Below are 15,120 nucleotides of genomic sequence, written 5' to 3' on the forward strand. Positions count from 1 at the left end.
AGGCGTACCATACCGGGTGGGGTATATACGTAGGGAGCGCTCCACATGGAACTGCAGATGGCGGCCGACGAGCTGAAGTCCGTGATCAACCGGCTCAAGCGGGCTCAGGGGCAGATCGCGGGCGTGATCAACATGATCGAACAGGGGCGTTCCTGCGAAGAGGTGGTCACCCAACTGGCGGCGGCTTCAAGGGCGTTGGACCGCGCCGGATTCGCCATCATCGCGACCGGGCTCCAGCACTGCATGACCGACGAGGGCGGCGAGCAGGATCTGGACCGCGACCAGATGCGGGCGCGCCTGGAGAAGCTCTTCCTGTCCCTCGCCTGACGCGTCCCGTCCGGAGGGCCGTCGTCAGAGGCGCCCCGCCCCCGTGTAGAGGTCAAGCTCCCCTTCGAGTTCGACGGCGATCACCGTCGCGTGGTCGTCCAGGTCGGTGGCCGCGGGCGCGTCGATCCAGGTCACCCCGGGAACGGTGTCGAGGCCGCCGGTGACGTGGTGGCCCAGTTCGGTGCCCGTACCGAGGACCGTGGCCCGCCGGACCGGGTTGCGCAGACCGCGGATCGAGACCGAGTCGCGCGGGGCGTCGAAGCACACCAGGTAGAGGGTGCGCCGGTCGGCGGACAGGGTGCTGGGGCCGTAGTGGTGCCCGGGAGGGAGCCCGGCGACCGTGCCGTACACGGCTTCGGAGTGCCGTGCGATCCACGCACCGAGGCCCTCCAGGCGTTCGATCTGCTCCTCGGGGATCGTCCCGTCCTCGCGGGGTCCGGCGCCCAGCAGCAGATTGCCGCCCATGCCGATCGTCTCGGTGAAGTACCGCACCAGCTGGCGCACCGACTTGAAGTCGCGGTCCTGCGGTCGGTAGCTCCACGAGTCGTTGATCGTGAGACACAGCTCCCACGGGCCGTCCGGGGCCCGCAGCGGGGTGCCCTGCTCCGGCGTGGCGTAGTCGCCGTAGCTGAGCATGCGGCCGTTGAGGATGGTGTCCGGGTTGCCGGAGAGGATCAGCTCGGCGAGATCGCCCATCCGCCACTGCTCCTCGGTGCGCTCCCACTCCCCGTCGAACCAGAGGACATCGGGCCGGAAGCGCTCGACGAGTTCGCCGACCTGGCCGTCGCGGTACGCGAGATAGCGCGCCCAGGCCGCCGGATCCTCCTTGCCGGGCTCGGCGTGCGAGTACTCGTTGGGCGGCACGATGACCGGCCCGGGATGCCGCTGACTCGCGTAGTCCGGGTGGTTCCAGTCGGAGTGCGAGTAGTAGAGGCCGACCTTGAGGTCCCGGGCGCGCAGCGCGTCGACGAAGCCGGTGACCAGGTCGCGCCCCGCCGGAGTGTCCCGCACCACGTCGAGGTTGCGGTGGTCGGTGTCCCAGAGAGCGACACCGTCGTGGTGCCGGGCGGTGAGCACCGCGTACCGCGCGCCCACGCGGGCGAACAACTCCGCCCAGGCGTCCGGGTCGTAGTGCGACGCGGTGAAGCCGTCGAGCTGTTTCATGTACTGCTCGTGCGTCATCTCGCCCGTGTAGAACGACCAGGACTCGGCGGCGCCGCCCACGGCGTAGATGCCGTAGTGGATGAAGATGCCCAGCTTGGCATCGGGAAACCAGGGTTGCATCGGCATGGCTCCACGCTAGGCGCGCGCCCGGTTCGACGCGTGGGCGACGGTCACCACTACTGGTCCGTTTTCACCCTGAGACCCGACTGCTGCGAGATCCCTCCACACACCACCGGATCACTCCCGAATGGAAACTACTTGGCGCTATCCGATGGGTACAGCAGGCGTCCGTGGCGTGTTCAATCACCTGTATCGCGTCACGTACGGACGGCCCCACACGTCAGGAGGCACCGTGATCGCCGCTCCCGAACCCGGTTTGACCGAACGCGAACTGATCGACCGAGCCGTCGCCCTGCGGCCCGCACTGCTCGAACGCCAGCCGGAGACCGAGCGGTTGACGCGCTATCCGAAAGACACGCACGACGACTTTCTGCAGGCCGGTTTCTACCGGATCCTGCAGCCGCGCCGCTACGGCGGATACGAGTTCGGCCTGCCGACCTTCTACCGCGTGGTCACCGAGATCGCCCGAGGCTGCCCCTCCACGGGCTGGGCGCTCTCCCTCACCGCCGCCCATGTCCTCCAGGTCGCGGCGCAGTTCGAGGAACGGGCACAGGACGAGATCTTCGGTGACGACGGGGAGTTCCGCGCCGCGTCCACCGTCATGCCGGTCGGCGTGGCCCGGCCGGACGGTGACGGGCATGTGGTCCTCGACGGCACCTGGCCGTACGCATCCGGCTCGCCGTACTCCACGCACTACGTCGGCCAGACCCTGCGCGCCCCGGAGAAGCCGGGCGACCCGCCCGGACCGCTGGTGCTGTTCGTCGCGCCGCGCTCCGTGTGGACGCTGCTCGACGACTGGCACGGCGTCCTCGGACTGCGCGGCAGCGGCTCCAACAGCATCCGCATGGAGCAGGCCCGCATCCCCGAGTACTTCACCCGGGAGGCGAGCCTGCTCGACCTGCCGGTGGAGGGCGGTACACCCGGATCGAAGCTGCACGGCAACGCGCTGTACGCGGGCCGCGCCCCCAGCTTCTTCCACGGGGAACTGGCCGCCATCATGGTCGGCACGGCCTACGCGGCCGCCGACGAGTACGCCCGGATCGTCGCCGAGCGGCCGCTGATCCTGGAACCCGACCGCACCCGGGCCGAACTCCACGACTATCAGCGCCACCTGGGCGAGGCGCTCGGTGCGATCCACACCGCCGAGGCGGCACTCCAGCGCAATGCCGAGGACTACATGGAGACCTGCCGTCGCAACGTCTCCGGGGAGGCGCCCTTCACCATCGCCGACGACAACCGTCTCGCGCTGGTCTTCCTCACGGCGGGCCGCATGGCCTGGGACGTCACGCAGAGCATCCTCTTCCGCACGGCGGGTTCCCGCCATGCCCGTGACGGCGAGCGGATGCAGCGCTACTTCCGGGACGCCTCCACATACTGGACGCACATCGGGCCCAGCATGGCCGAGCCGCTCGAGCGACGCGTCGGCTGCGACCGGCTCGGGCTGCCCTCCCACGACATCCCGCTGATTCCGTGAGCGTTCGGTGACGTCCACGTGAGACGTGCATGGCACATCCCACGACGGGTACGCGACCAGCCGCGCCCGGGTCGGCACCCGGCCCGGGCGGCCTGTTTTCGTTACTACGTCGGGATGTGCCATGGAGATTTCCTCGAACGACAACGTCACGGCGGAGGCCGAGCGAGCGCTTACCGTGCTGGCCGAGAACGCCGAGGACGGCGACGCCCTGGACACCCTGGCCGGCAGTGACGTGCTGGTCCCGGTGCCGGACGACGCCGATGACGAGGCGGCAGGTGATCCCTCCGTCGTTGCCCTGCCCGTCATCGAGCAGCCGGGCGGCGACCCGCTGGTTCCGGTGTTCACCTCCGAGGTGCGGATGGCCGAGCTGCTGCCGTCGGTGTCGCGCTACCGCCTGGTGCCGTTGGGCGCGCTTGCCGCGCAGTGGCCCACCAGCGATGTCTCGCTGAGCATCGACGCCAGTGCTCCGCACGGGCTGACGCTCAGCTCGCAGGGTGTACGCGCCCTGCTGGTACGGCCTCACGCCTGAGCCCTGGCCGGGCGTGCCTCGGGGCGCGGGATGCCTCTGGCTCCCGCGCCCCTGTTTCGTGTCCGGGTGCGAGTGAGTGGGGCTGGTCGCGCAGTTCCCCGCGCCCTTGAACGCAGGGCTGCGCCCTCACTCCTTCAGGGGCGCGAGTTCCTGCGCGGCCCGCGCCGTTTCACCGAGCTGCGTGATGTCCTGCCCGGCATCAGCCGCCGCACCCTGACCAGCCGGGTGCGCCAGTTCGAGGCCCACGACATCGTCATCGGCACCGCCTAGGCGGAGATCCCTCCGACTGATACTGGCACCGGTGCGCGCGCTCACGCCGGGTTGGCCAGCCTCTGCCGCAGGGCGTCGTTGTCGTCGTGGTGGACGACCTCGTCGAAGCGCAGCCGCAGCCCGTGCTTGGCCAGTAGGCCGGCCACGATGGCGTCGAGCTGTTCGCGGTGTTCCTTCGTGCGGGCCTGTACGTACGCCGCGCGCACCTCGTCGGGTTCATCGGCGAGGACCTGGTCCATGCGCTCGCGGATGTACCGCTTGAGGTTGATGTGCTCCATGAACACCTCGGTGATGCCAGCTTCGACGAGCTGACCGAGAAGGTGGTCCAGGAGTTCGGGCCGGGCGGCGAAGTGGGGCAGGAGCGGGCCGACGAAGGCGAAGGTGGGGATGCCGGCCTCGCGTAGTTCCGTGAGCGTGCGCAGGCGGCGGGAGGCGAGCGGGGCGCGTACCTCCAGCCAGCGGCCGACCTTGTCGTCCGCGGTGGTCACGGTCATGCCGACCTCTGCCCGAGGCAGGCCGGTGAGCAGGTCGATGTCACGGGTGACGACCGGCGACTTGGTCAGGATGCGGACCAGGCCCGGGTACTGAACCGTCTCCAGTTCGCGCAGGATGCCGCGGGTGAGCCGGTACTTCGTCTCGTGGCCCTGGTAGGGATCGGTGACCGAGCTGAGCAGCATCGTGCCCCGCCGCTTGTCCTCCGGCATCTTCGCCAGCTCCTTGCGGGCGAGCTCGACCGCGTTCGTCTTCACGTACAGGTAGTCGCCCCACTCCTTGGCCGACCGGCCGAACTGCCGCCCCGCGAAGGAGGCGAAGCAGTACGCGCAGCCCAGAACACACCCCGTGTAGGGGTTGATCACGTAGTCGTTCGACGGGGTCTTCGACTTCTGGATCAGGGTCTTCGCCTCGATCTCGACCGGTTCCATGACGGGCTTCCTCTCCGCTGTCGGCCGCCCGCGCCCGGGGCGGCCTCGTTCCTGTGCTGTGCGTGGGGCGAGGCGACTGGACGCCAAACCTGCATCACATGGAACAATAATCCCTGGAAGTTGATTCCATGGAATGTAAATGGTTTGCTGGGCGGACCGAGGCTGATCCGGGGCCCCGGGTGCCTGCTTCTGCAGGCAGGCCCTGTGAGCCGCTGCAGTGGAGCGCGGTCATCACCCTCCGGATCAAGCGCGCCCTGGAGAGTCGTCTTTGTCCCGACAAGGGGACGTTAGGAGTGAGCGTCATGACCGTGCCCGCCTTCAACTCGGTCGCCTGGTTCGAGTTCGGCACCGACCAGTCGGAGAAGGTCAAGGAGTTCTACGGTGAGCTCTTCGACTGGAAGTACGTCCTCAACACCAACACCCCGGGCGTCACCTATCACTCGGTGATGCCGCCCGGTGCCCAGCAGCCGGCGGGCGGCGTGTGGGAGTCCGAGGGCAGGTTCCCCAACTACGCGATCTTCTACGTCCTCGTCCAGGACGTCACCGCGACCGTCGAGCGCGCCGGCGAACTGGGCGCCGAGGTGGTCATGGAGCCGGTCTCCGACTCCGCGGGCTTCACCTTGGCCCGGCTGCGGGACACGGCCGGCAGCCACTTCGGCGTCTTCTCCGCACCCGCCCCCTGACCGGCCGCGCAGGCCTCCGCACGACACCCGCCGAGCGGCCTGTCCCACAGCACGGCCGACGGCCCTTCTCCTTCCGTCCCTTCCCCTGCCGGAGCCACCCGCAGGGACCGCGTCCCCACTGTTCCCCGACCGGGAGGCCCTCGATGTCCGGTACCAGCCCCACCAGCGAAAAGATCCCCGTCCACGTCTACGGCGGCCCGACCACCCTGATCGAGTACGGCGGGCTCAGGTTCGTCACCGACCCCACCTTCGACCCGCCGGGCGAGTACCCCATGCCCCTGCCCGGCGACCACAAGCTCGTCAAAACCGACCCGTCGCCCATCACCGCCGCCGACCTGGGCGGCATCGACGCCGTCCTGCTCTCCCACGACACACACGACGACAACCTCGACAACGCGGGCCGCGCCTTCCTGGCCGATGTCCCCGTCGTCTTCACCACCGAAAGCGGCGCCGGCCGCCTCGGAGGCAACGCGCAGGGGCTGGCCTTCTGGGAGACCGCCGAGCTCTGGCGGCCCGACGGCGGCACCGTGACGGTCACTGGCGTACCCGCGCGGCACGGCCCCGTCGGCTGCGAACCGGTCACCGGCGACGTCGTCGGCTTCATGCTCACCTCCGAAGGCCTGCCTCCGGTCTACGTCAGCGGCGACAACGCCGCGCTGGAGCACGTCAAGGAGATCGCCGGGAGGTTCGCTCCCGTCGACACCGCGATCCTCTTCCTCGGCGGCGCCCGCATGGCCTTCGCTTTCGACAACGCCCTGCTCACCCTCGACAGCGCCCAAGGCGCCGAGGCCGCGCAGATACTCGGCGCCCGCCGGGTCGTCCCCGCCCACTGCGACAGCTGGGCCCACTTCACGGAGGGCCGAAACGAGATCGAGGCCGCGTTCACCGCAGCCGGCCTCGCCGATCGCCTCGACTTCGCCCGATAGCCACCGCCTCGCGCAAGAACCCCAAGAACCCCAGGAACCCCAGGAACCCCAAGAACCCCAAGGAGTAAGCGACATGACCAGCTCGAACATCGACATCGCCCGTACCTACTTCCGGGCCGTCCAGACCGGAGACATGGCCGCTCTCGGCGAACTCCTCGACGCCGACATCGTCTGGCACCAGCCCGGCGCCAACCGGTTCTCCGGCGAACACAAGGGCCAGGGCGCCGTCTTCCAGATGCTCGGCAGCATGATGGAGGCCAGCCAGGGCACCTTCGCCATCGACAGGATCCACACCCTCATGGGCAACGGGGACCTGGTCACCGCCACCATCCACTTCACCGGCCGCCGCGACGACGCGTCGATGAGCATGGACGGCGTCGACCTCCTGCGCATCGAGAACGGCAAGATCACCGAGATGTGGCTCTTCTCCGCCGACCCGGCCGCCGAAGACACGTTCTGGGGCTAGAGCCCGTGGGTGTCCGGGGCCGCATCGACAAAGTCATCGCCTTCGCCGGTATCGCCGGCTGAATCGTGGGCTGATGGGCCGGGGCCGGGGGCTGTGTTCGTCCGGCCCCGGCCCATCAGCCCACGGGCACTGCCGAGCCGTCGGGGCTCACGATGCCGGTCGGCCCGGCTGCCTCGGCGCCCGCACAGCCGGCACCGGTGTCTGCGCGGCGGCCTTCCGCTGCGCGTCCAGGGCGCGCCCGGCCGCCCGCAGCGTGGCGAGGACCGCGGTCACCTCGCGTACCGACTCCTCGGGAATCACCGACCCGATCCGCAGTTCCAGCTCCTCCTCGAAGACCTTCAGAGCCCCGTCCACCAGCTTCTGCCCCTCAGGGGTGAGCTCGACGATCGAGGAACGGCGGTCGTTCGGATTGGCCCGCCGCGCACACAGGCCCGCCGTCTCCAGACGGTCGACGACCTTGCTCGTGCCGCCCACGGTGATCGAGAACTCCTCCGCGATGTCCTGGATCCGCCGCCCGGGCCGACGCAACAGCAGGTGCAGCACTTCGAACGAGGTCAGCGCCAAGTCGTACTCGGCTCGCAGCCGCCCCTCGATGCCGTCCCACAACTCGATCTCCAGTGAGACCAGCTCCCGGTACAGCAGCTTCAGGTCAGCGTCAGCCATCACTCATCTTCCGAAGAATTATCTTCCATAGACAGCTAATTGTAGGCGACAGCCATGGCCGAGCGCACGGAGCAACAGACCCCAGCCAGGGGAGCGGGGAACCGCGCGATCAGCCACACACAACCCGCAGCCGACCGCCGGTGATCAAAGGCTCTTGCCGGGGTTGAGGATCCCCCGGGGATCGAACGCCTCCTTGAGTCGCCGCTGCAGAGCGTGCGCCGCGGGCCCCAGCTCGTCCGCGACCCACTGCCGCTTCAGAACACCGACGCCGTGTTCTCCCGTGAGCGTCCCGCCGAGCCGCAGCGCCAGCGCGAAGATCTCGCCCGCCGCCTCCCACGCGGCGTCCGGGAGCCGGTCCAGGGACGGGTCCACGACGATGATCGGATGCAGGTTCCCGTCGGCCGCGTGCGCGATGGTGAAGATCGGCACGTCATGGCGTGCGGAAATGGCACGGATCGAACGAGCCGCCTCCGCGAGCCGCGAGCGCGGTACCGCGATGTCCTCGATCAGCGGCCGGCCCAGCCGTTCAAGGGCGGGCAGAGCCAGCCGGCGCGCGGCCAGCAGCGACTCGGCCTCCGCGGGATCGTCGGTCACCTCGACCGTCGTCGCCAGCGGCGTGAGCAGTCGCGCGACCACCTCCGCCTCCACCGCCGCACCCGCGCCGTCGCACTGGACGACCAGCAACGCCGCGCCCCGCTCACGCAGTTCGGGGTCGATGGCGTGCAGCACAGGCCCGTCGACCAGCTCTGCCAGCGCCGGTTCGACCCCGGCCCTGCCGATCGCGTACGACGCCTCGGCCGCGGCCTCGAAGGACGGGAAGTACGCGGCGAGAGTGGCCGTCGCCACGGGGACGGGCCGCAGCCGCAGTGTCGCAGAGGTGATCACCGCGAGGGTTCCCTCGGAGCCGGTGAGCAGGGCGGTCAAGTCGTAGCCGGTGACGCCCTTCACCGTACGGCGGCCGGTCCTGATCACCGTGCCGTCCGCGAGCACCGCCTCCAGACCGAGCACGCTGTCCCGCGTCACGCCGTACTTGGCGCAGCGCAGGCCGCCCGCGTTGGTCGCGATGTTCCCGCCGATCGTGGACAGGGCGGCACTCGCGGGGTCGGGCGCGTACCGCAGGCCGTGGGCGCTGGCCGCGCGGTCCAGCTCGGCCGTGATCACGCCCGGTTCGACGACCGCCAGCTGGTCGTCCGCCGACAGTTCGAGGACGCGGTTCATCCCGGACAGATCGAGGACCAGCACGCCCTCGCCCGCGGTCGCGCCGCCCGACAGACCGGTGCCCGCGCCACGCGGAACCACCGGCACACCCAGGGCATGCGCGTGCCGGAGGGTGACCGTCACGTCCTCGGTTCGCCGTGCGTGGACGACGGCCAGGGGACTGCCGTCGGACCGGGCACCGGAACGGTCGGTGGCGTGCGCGGCCAGCGTGCGCGGATCGGTGGCCAGCCGGTCGGGGGCCAGGTCACGGGCCAGCAGCCCGAGCAGCTCGGCGGCCTTCGTGGACTCAAGTGCGGTCGTCGCGGGAGCGGTCACAGGTCGAGTGCCTTCGTTCCGATGGCGAGCAGGGAGATGTCCTCCTGGGGCGCGTGCACGGGCGCGCACTGGATGTCACGGAAGTGCCGCTCCAGAGGATTGCCGCGGGCCAGTCCCGGATTGCCGAGCAGCCGCACGGCCAGCTCCACGGCCCGTACCGCGTGCCGGTCGGCCAGTACACGCGCGCCGAGGGCCTGCTCCGGCGAGTAGGCGGGGTCCTCGGCGTCGACCCGCGCGGCCCCGTCGAAGAGCAACTGCTCGGCGCCGGCGAGGAGCACCTCGATCTCCCCGGCCGTCCGCCGGAAGCGTTCGGTACGGGCCACCGGGTGACCGAGATTGGCGGGCACGCGCGCGTGCGCGAAGGTGTGGAAGAAGGCCTGCGCCGCACGCGCGACCCCCACATACAGGGCGGCGAGCGGGAGATGGAGCGATGCTCCGGCCCGGTTGTCCTGCTCGCTCGCGGGACCGTGCGGGCCGAGCCCGATGACATGCTCGTACGGGACCTCCACGTCCCGGAACGTCACGTCGTGGCTGCCGCTCGCCCGTAGCCCCAGCTGGTCCCACCGGTCGGTGATCTCGATGCCGGGCGAGCCGCCGGGCACCAGGAACGTGCCCACGCGCGGCTCCGGCTCATCGGTGGTCGCCCACACGAGGAACCAGTCCAGCCCCTCCGCCCCTGTCACGAACCGCTTGCGCCCGCCGACCGACCAGCCGTCCGCCGTGCGCCGGGCGACCGTCTCGGGCAGTCCGCCCCGCGCGGGGGAACCCAGATCGGGCTCCACGCGCGCGTGGTTGACGAGAACCGGCCGCTCCTCGGACTCCTTGAGCACACGCGCGTACAGCTCCTCGGGCCACGTCGGTCGTACGGCTTCCCGGGCGTGGGCGTTGAGGGTCATCGCCGTGATCAGGGCGACGGACGGATCGCCCCGGCCGAGCGTGTGCAGGATGCGCGCGGTCTCCTGGACCCGGGCTCCCCGGCCGCCGTACCGCTCCCCGACGGTCGCGGTGAGCAGCCCCGCCTCGTGCACCGCCCGGATCGAATCGGCGGGAAAGGCGCCCGACCGGTCGTATCCCACGGCGAGTTCGGCGAGGCGCGCGGTCAGGTCCGGGTTCACGTCCGGGCTCACGCGGGAGTTCACGGTCACAGGGCCTTCTCCAGATCGGTGTCGAGTGCGCGGCTCCAGAAGGACTCCACGTCCAGCTTCCCCTTCAGGGCGCCCAGTTCGGTGAAGGCGTCGGCGACCTTCTGCTGCGAGGCGATGGTGTCGTCGCCGACCGTCCTGGCCTGGGTCGGGCGCTGTGCCTGCGCGTCGCGGAAGTCCTTCTCCGCCTGCGCCAGGGGCTGGTGGGTGGCCTTGGCGACGACCTCGGCGAACTCGTGCTCGCGGCCGTCACGGATGTACGCGTACGACTTGGTGATCCGGGCGATCAGATCGGCCGCGGCGGCCCGTCGGCCGGGGCTCTTCAGGACGTTGTCGCGGGCCGACCAGAGGAAGTTGCCGGAGAGGACGTCCTTGCCCGAGCCGACCGTGACGGCGCCCTGCTGGTGGGCGGTGACGACCGATGTGCCGTAGGAGGCGAAGGCGTCGATGCCGCCGCCGTTCAGGGCGGCGAGCCCGTCGTTGGGCAGGAGCGGCTTGGCGTCGATGTCCGACCACTTCAGGCCCGCCCGCCGCAGCAGCTCGTACAGGAAGTAGTGGGCGGTGGTGTTCTGGACGTAGCCGACCTTCTCGCCCCTCAGACCCGCGATGTCCGTCACCTTGGAGCCTTTGGGGACGATGACCTCCTGGTTGAGCGTCGTGCCGCGCTGCACGGCGACGACCTTGAAGTTCGGGCTGCCGTCGGCGGCGGCGAAGACCGGTGGTATCTCGCTGGAGGAGGCCAGATCGAGCGCTCCGGCCCGGACGGCCTGGAGCTGCTGGTCACCGCCCTGGAACAGACTCCACTTCACCTTGTACGGGGTGTCGTCGAGGTGGGCGAACTTGAGCACGGCCTCCTCGTTCTTCCAACCGGTGGCGCCGACGGCGAGCGTCACCGAGGAGAGGTCGGAGGAGGACTCGGCCTCCGCGTCACCTCCGCAGGCCGTGGCGAACGGCAGCAGAAGCGCGAGCGCGGCGGTGGACGTGAGCAGGGTGCGACGGAACACGGAGTCTCCATGAGGGGGATCAATCCGGAAGGGGACGGGGGAGGGGTGGTCAGGCGGCCTGTTCCGCGGCAGCGCGGTGGGCGAGTTCCTGCCGGACCAGCGGCAGGACGTAACGGGCGTAGTCGATCGCGTCGTTGAGCGGGTCGTAGCCGCGGATCGACAGCAGGTCGCAGCCGATGTCGACGTAGTCGAGCAGCGCCTTCGCGACCGTCTCGGGGGAGCCGACCAGTGCGGTCGAGGCACCGGCCGCGTTGGTGGCGACCGCCGGGGCCGTCCACAGGCAGCGGTCGTGCACCTCGCCCCGCTCGGCGATGTCGAGCAACCGCTGCGAACCGACGTTGGCGGGGCGGCCGCTCGTCTTGTAGTGGCGCAGCAGCTCGGTGTTCTGCGCCTGGTCCTTCAGCACGCCCAGGGTGCGGTGCGCCTTCTCCCAGGCCAGCTCGTCGGTGGGCGCGATGATCGGGCGGAACGACACCCAGATACGGGGACGGGGGCGCCCGGCGGCGTCCGCGACCGCGTTCACGGCGGCGATCTGCTCGGCCGTCTCCTTCAGCGGCTCGCCCCACAGCCCGAAGATGTCGCCCTGCTGCCCGCCCACGCGGTACGCGTCCTGGGAGGACCCGCCGACCGAGATCGGGACCAGGCCGTTCACCGGCTTCACGTCCGAGTAGTAGCCCTCGAACCTGAAGTACGTGCCCTCGTGCGACACGGGTCCGTCGGCCTGCCACACCTTCCGCAGGATCTGGATGTACTCGTCCGACCGCTCGTACCGTTCCTTCTTGTCGAGGTAGTCGCCCTCGCGGTGCTGCTCCTCGTCACTGCCGCCGGAGATGATGTGCACGGTCAGCCGGCCGTCGCTGATCCGGTCGAGCGTGGCGAGGGCGCGTGCCGCGTGCGTCGGGAAGATCACGCCCGGCCGGTGCGCCAGGATCGGACGGACCCGCTCGGTGTGCGTGGCCACGAACTGGGCGATCTGGAAGGCGTCCGGCGAGGCCGAGTGGTAGGCGACCAGGGTGTGGTCGAAGCCGCCGTCGTCCAACGCCCGGGCGTACCTGCGCAGATGGTCGACATCGAGGCCGGTACGGCTCGCGGCGGCCGGACCGGACGCCCCGGAGTCGGTGTGCACGGCGCTGATGAACTCGACAGGCATGGTGAACTCCTTTGCTTGGCAGGCGACTTGAGAGCGCTTCGGTCGCTGCTTGAGAGCTGCTGCTTGAGGGCCGTTACCTGAGGACGGAGGCGTCTACTTGAGGACGGAGGCGTCGGAGGACTTCGCCACGTCGACGTTCGGGTCGAGGACACCGATGCCGTGCATCAGGTCGGCCACGTCCTGGACGGTCCCGTTCACCTCGGGAGTGACGGGCAGCACCTTGCTGTACGCGGCCGAGGCCAGGGTCTTCGCGATCGCGGGGTCGGCGCCGTTGCGCTCGACGATGGCGTCGGCGTACGCGTCCTGGTGGGTGCTGGTCCACTTCAGGGCCGTACCGAGCCGCTTCAGGAAGTCGCCGAGCGCGGCCTTCTTCGCCTTGTCCGCGAGCGTCCTCTCGGAGGCCCCGATGAAGCCGTAGCCGCTGATCCGCCCGTCCGCGCCGTCGACGAGCAGCCTGCCGCCCTGCTGGAGGCCGACCGCCTGGTAGACCCCGAAGGTGGCCCAGACCTCGACCTTCCCCGAGGAGAAGGCGGCCTGCGCGTCGGTCGGCAGCAGGTACTGCACCTTCACGTCGGAGTACTTGAGGCCGTTCTGCTGAAGCACGTTGGCGAGCAGGTACTCGGCGATGCTGCCCTTCGCGGAGGACACCACGACCTTCTTGCCCTTGAGGTCCTTGACGCTCTTCACGTCCGAGCCCTTGCGGACGACGATCCCGGTGTGATGCCCGTCGTTCTTCAGCGCGGCGACGTTCTTGAACCTCACCCCGCCGCTGAGCGCCTGGAGCGCGGGCAGGTCCGCGGAGTACGTGGTGTCGGCGGCGCCCGCCTGTACGGCCTGGAAGAGCGGGGCCGCACCCTCGAACTCGGCCCACTTCACCTTGTAGTCGGCCCCCTTCAGGGCCCCGGAACCGGCGAGGATCGTCTGGAGGGTCTTGGCCTGGTCGCCGATGGTCAGCGTGACCTCCGAGGAGCCGCCGGCCGAGTCCGCGGCGGAATCCCCTCCGCAGCCCGTCACCGTCAGCAGGGCGCTCAGACCGAGAGCGGCGGCGAGCGTACGGAAGATGGTGCGCTTCACGAGGGGTTCCCTTCGGGGGTACGGGAGTTGGGGACGTCGGAGGTACCGGTGTGGGTGACGCCGAGCCAGCCGAGCAGGCGGGCGCGGAGCGTGACGAACTCGGGGGCGGTCAGATCGCGGGGGCGTGGCAGCTCGACGGTGATCTCGTGGGCGATGCGCCCCTCGTCCATCACCAGCACCCGGTCGGCGAGCAGCAGCGCCTCCTCCACGTCATGCGTGACCAGGAGGATCGCGCAGCCGTGCCGCTCCCACAGCTCGGCGACGAGCTGCTGCACCTTGCCCCGGGTCAGTGCGTCCAACGCGCCGAACGGCTCGTCCAGGAGCAGGAGTTCGGGCTCGCGGACGAGGGCGCGGGCCAGCGAGACCCGCTGCGCCTGACCGCCGGAGAGCGTCTTGGGCCAGACGGTGGCCCGCTCGGCGATCCCGACCTCGTCCAGTGCCTTGTCGGCCAGCGCCCGGTCGGGCCGGCCGGGCAGCCCGAGTACGACATTGCGCCACACCTTCAGCCAGGGCAGCAGCCGCGGCGACTGGAACGCGGCGCTGCGCCGGGCGGGCACGGTCACCTCGCCGCCGATCTCGTCGTCGAGCCCGGCCAGGATGCGCAGCAGGGTCGACTTGCCGCAGCCGCTGTGGCCGAGCAGGGCCACGAACTCGCCCTCACGGATGTCGAGATCGAGCTCGTGCAGCACGGTGTTGCCGTCGAAGGCGCGGGACAGCCCCCGGATCTCGACACTGTTCTGCACTGCCGTCTCAGTCTTGGTCACGGTGTTCGCGGTCATGGTCACGCCTCGCCGTCGAAGGAGGCACGCCAGCTCAACAGGCGGCGCGAGAGGACGCGTACGGCGAAGTCGCAGGCCAGGCCGAGCAGCGCGTACACGGCGAGGCACAGCACGATGACGTCCGTACGGAAGTACTGCTGGGCGTTGCTCATCAGATAGCCGAGCCCGGCGTCGGCGTTGATCTGCTCGGCGAAGACGAGGGCGAGCCAGGCGGTGGAGAGGGCGTACCGGAGTCCCACGAGGGCACCGGGCAGCGCGCTCGGCAGGATGACGTACCGGATCAGACCGAGCCTGCCGAGCCCCATCATCCGTGCGGCTTCGACGAGTTGGGCGTCGGTGGAGCGGATGCCGCCGTAGATGTTGAAGTACAGCGGGTAGGTCACACCGAGGGCCACCAGTGCGATCTTCGGGGTCTCCTCGATGCCGAACCAGACGATGAACAACGGGATCAGACCGACCCACGGGATCGCCCGGAACATGCCCATGGAGGAGTCGATGACGTCCTCCCCGAGCCTGAACAGCCCGGCGAGCAGGGACAGCGACAGCGCGACCGTGCCTCCGATGAGGAAGCCGGTCGCCGCCCGGCGCCCGGACGCGGCGATGGCGTCGGGCAGTTCGCCGGTCTTCGTCAGCTCGACGGCCTGGCGTACGACATCCACGGGCGAGGCGAGCACGGACTCGGGGAGCACGCCGGTGGCGGAGCCCAGGAACCACAGGAGCACCAGTCCGACCGGTCCGGCGGCCCGGCGTACGGAACGGGGGACGGACAGGCGGCGGCGGGGGAGATGCGCCGTACCGCGGATGGTGACGCGGGCGGGTGAGGGCTCGGCGGGTGGTTCGGGCTTCTCCAGTACGGGGGCTGTCACCCCGATCTGTTTCGTCGGCATGGCGGT

17 protein-coding genes are annotated in these 15,120 nt (G+C 70.1%); 7 read left to right on the forward strand and 10 right to left on the reverse strand.

Going from position 1 to position 15,120, the window contains the following annotated elements:
• Positions 1-45 precede the first annotated feature (45 nt).
• Entirely contained in the window at positions 46-327 is a 282-nt protein-coding gene (locus OG718_RS46465; RefSeq protein ID WP_055616905.1) for a metal-sensitive transcriptional regulator, read from the forward strand.
• 24 nt (positions 328-351) lie between these two features.
• On the opposite strand, the gene OG718_RS46470 is transcribed toward OG718_RS46465, so the two are convergent.
• Entirely contained in the window at positions 352-1,617 is a 1,266-nt protein-coding gene (locus OG718_RS46470; RefSeq protein ID WP_328846997.1) for an alpha-L-fucosidase, read from the reverse strand.
• Between the two features lie 226 nt (positions 1,618-1,843).
• On the opposite strand from OG718_RS46470, the gene OG718_RS46475 reads away from it, so the two are divergent.
• The 3 genes from OG718_RS46475 (at position 1,844) to OG718_RS46485 (ending at position 3,884) form a co-directional block, all read left to right on the forward strand.
• Positions 1,844-3,085, forward strand: a complete 1,242-nt coding sequence (locus OG718_RS46475; protein WP_328846998.1) for an acyl-CoA dehydrogenase family protein — start codon at positions 1,844-1,846, stop codon at positions 3,083-3,085.
• 121 nt (positions 3,086-3,206) lie between these two features.
• The gene (locus OG718_RS46480; protein ID WP_143633477.1) at positions 3,207-3,614 is read left to right on the forward strand and encodes an SseB family protein; all 408 of its coding nucleotides are present in this window, start codon (positions 3,207-3,209) and stop codon (positions 3,612-3,614) included.
• A gap of 72 nt (positions 3,615-3,686) precedes the next feature.
• On the forward strand, positions 3,687-3,884 hold the full coding sequence (locus OG718_RS46485) for a winged helix-turn-helix transcriptional regulator (RefSeq protein ID WP_328846999.1): 198 nt from the start codon (positions 3,687-3,689) through the stop codon (positions 3,882-3,884).
• Positions 3,885-3,925: 41 nt separating this feature from the next.
• On the opposite strand, the gene OG718_RS46490 is transcribed toward OG718_RS46485, so the two are convergent.
• Positions 3,926-4,807 (reverse strand): SPL family radical SAM protein, encoded by an 882-nt coding sequence (locus OG718_RS46490; protein ID WP_328847000.1) that lies wholly within the window; start codon positions 4,805-4,807, stop codon positions 3,926-3,928.
• A gap of 302 nt (positions 4,808-5,109) precedes the next feature.
• Between OG718_RS46490 and OG718_RS46495 the strand changes: the two genes are divergently transcribed.
• The 3 genes from OG718_RS46495 to OG718_RS46505 all read left to right on the forward strand — a co-directional run bounded on the left by OG718_RS46495 (position 5,110) and on the right by OG718_RS46505 (position 6,882).
• Complete coding sequence (locus tag OG718_RS46495) at positions 5,110-5,490, forward strand: VOC family protein (RefSeq protein WP_328847001.1); 381 nt, start codon at positions 5,110-5,112, stop codon at positions 5,488-5,490.
• A 143-nt stretch (positions 5,491-5,633) separates the two neighbouring features.
• On the forward strand, positions 5,634-6,416 hold the full coding sequence (locus tag OG718_RS46500; protein ID WP_328847002.1) for an MBL fold metallo-hydrolase: 783 nt from the start codon (positions 5,634-5,636) through the stop codon (positions 6,414-6,416).
• A 73-nt stretch (positions 6,417-6,489) separates the two neighbouring features.
• Entirely contained in the window at positions 6,490-6,882 is a 393-nt protein-coding gene (locus OG718_RS46505; protein WP_328847003.1) for a nuclear transport factor 2 family protein, read from the forward strand.
• A 147-nt stretch (positions 6,883-7,029) separates the two neighbouring features.
• On the opposite strand, the gene OG718_RS46510 is transcribed toward OG718_RS46505, so the two are convergent.
• The 8 genes from OG718_RS46510 to OG718_RS46545 form a co-directional block, all read right to left on the reverse strand.
• Positions 7,030-7,545, reverse strand: a complete 516-nt coding sequence (locus tag OG718_RS46510; RefSeq protein ID WP_328847004.1) for a MarR family winged helix-turn-helix transcriptional regulator — start codon at positions 7,543-7,545, stop codon at positions 7,030-7,032.
• Between the two features lie 144 nt (positions 7,546-7,689).
• Positions 7,690-9,078, reverse strand: a complete 1,389-nt coding sequence (locus OG718_RS46515) for an FAD-binding oxidoreductase (RefSeq protein ID WP_328847005.1) — start codon at positions 9,076-9,078, stop codon at positions 7,690-7,692.
• Positions 9,075-10,223: an acyl-CoA dehydrogenase family protein gene (locus tag OG718_RS46520; protein ID WP_328847006.1), complete on the reverse strand. Its 1,149-nt coding sequence runs from the start codon at positions 10,221-10,223 to the stop codon at positions 9,075-9,077. Before OG718_RS46520 ends, OG718_RS46515 begins: the two co-directional genes overlap by 4 nt.
• Complete coding sequence (locus OG718_RS46525; RefSeq protein ID WP_328847007.1) at positions 10,220-11,224, reverse strand: ABC transporter substrate-binding protein; 1,005 nt, start codon at positions 11,222-11,224, stop codon at positions 10,220-10,222. Before OG718_RS46525 ends, OG718_RS46520 begins: the two co-directional genes overlap by 4 nt.
• Positions 11,225-11,273: 49 nt before the next feature.
• Positions 11,274-12,374, reverse strand: coding sequence for an LLM class flavin-dependent oxidoreductase (locus tag OG718_RS46530; protein WP_143633492.1), 1,101 nt, complete (start codon positions 12,372-12,374; stop codon positions 11,274-11,276).
• A 93-nt stretch (positions 12,375-12,467) separates the two neighbouring features.
• On the reverse strand, positions 12,468-13,448 hold the full coding sequence (locus OG718_RS46535; RefSeq protein ID WP_260694900.1) for an ABC transporter substrate-binding protein: 981 nt from the start codon (positions 13,446-13,448) through the stop codon (positions 12,468-12,470).
• Positions 13,445-14,227 carry an ABC transporter ATP-binding protein gene (locus OG718_RS46540; protein WP_328847008.1) on the reverse strand — a complete coding sequence of 261 codons (783 nt, stop codon included), beginning with the start codon at positions 14,225-14,227 and terminating at the stop codon, positions 13,445-13,447. The genes OG718_RS46535 and OG718_RS46540 overlap by 4 nt, the downstream gene beginning before the upstream one ends.
• Before the next feature lie 2 nt (positions 14,228-14,229).
• On the reverse strand, positions 14,230-15,114 hold the full coding sequence (locus OG718_RS46545; RefSeq protein ID WP_328847009.1) for an ABC transporter permease: 885 nt from the start codon (positions 15,112-15,114) through the stop codon (positions 14,230-14,232).
• Positions 15,115-15,120: the final 6 nt, after the last annotated feature.

The organism is Streptomyces sp. NBC_00258, from assembly GCF_036182465.1.
In the GTDB taxonomy this organism is placed as follows: Bacteria; Actinomycetota; Actinomycetes; order Streptomycetales; family Streptomycetaceae; genus Streptomyces.

Coding starts and splice junctions, on each gene's coding strand:
- OG718_RS46465 (WP_055616905.1), top strand. CDS start 46: ATGGAACTGCAGATGGCGGCCGACGAGCTGAAGTCCGTGATCAACCGG.
- OG718_RS46470 (WP_328846997.1), bottom strand. CDS start 1,617: ATGCCGATGCAACCCTGGTTTCCCGATGCCAAGCTGGGCATCTTCATC.
- OG718_RS46480 (WP_143633477.1), top strand. CDS start 3,207: ATGGAGATTTCCTCGAACGACAACGTCACGGCGGAGGCCGAGCGAGCG.
- OG718_RS46490 (WP_328847000.1), bottom strand. CDS start 4,807: ATGGAACCGGTCGAGATCGAGGCGAAGACCCTGATCCAGAAGTCGAAG.
- OG718_RS46495 (WP_328847001.1), top strand. CDS start 5,110: ATGACCGTGCCCGCCTTCAACTCGGTCGCCTGGTTCGAGTTCGGCACC.
- OG718_RS46500 (WP_328847002.1), top strand. CDS start 5,634: ATGTCCGGTACCAGCCCCACCAGCGAAAAGATCCCCGTCCACGTCTAC.
- OG718_RS46505 (WP_328847003.1), top strand. CDS start 6,490: ATGACCAGCTCGAACATCGACATCGCCCGTACCTACTTCCGGGCCGTC.
- OG718_RS46510 (WP_328847004.1), bottom strand. CDS start 7,545: ATGGCTGACGCTGACCTGAAGCTGCTGTACCGGGAGCTGGTCTCACTG.
- OG718_RS46530 (WP_143633492.1), bottom strand. CDS start 12,374: ATGCCTGTCGAGTTCATCAGCGCCGTGCACACCGACTCCGGGGCGTCC.
- OG718_RS46540 (WP_328847008.1), bottom strand. CDS start 14,227: ATGACCGCGAACACCGTGACCAAGACTGAGACGGCAGTGCAGAACAGT.
- OG718_RS46545 (WP_328847009.1), bottom strand. CDS start 15,114: ATGCCGACGAAACAGATCGGGGTGACAGCCCCCGTACTGGAGAAGCCC.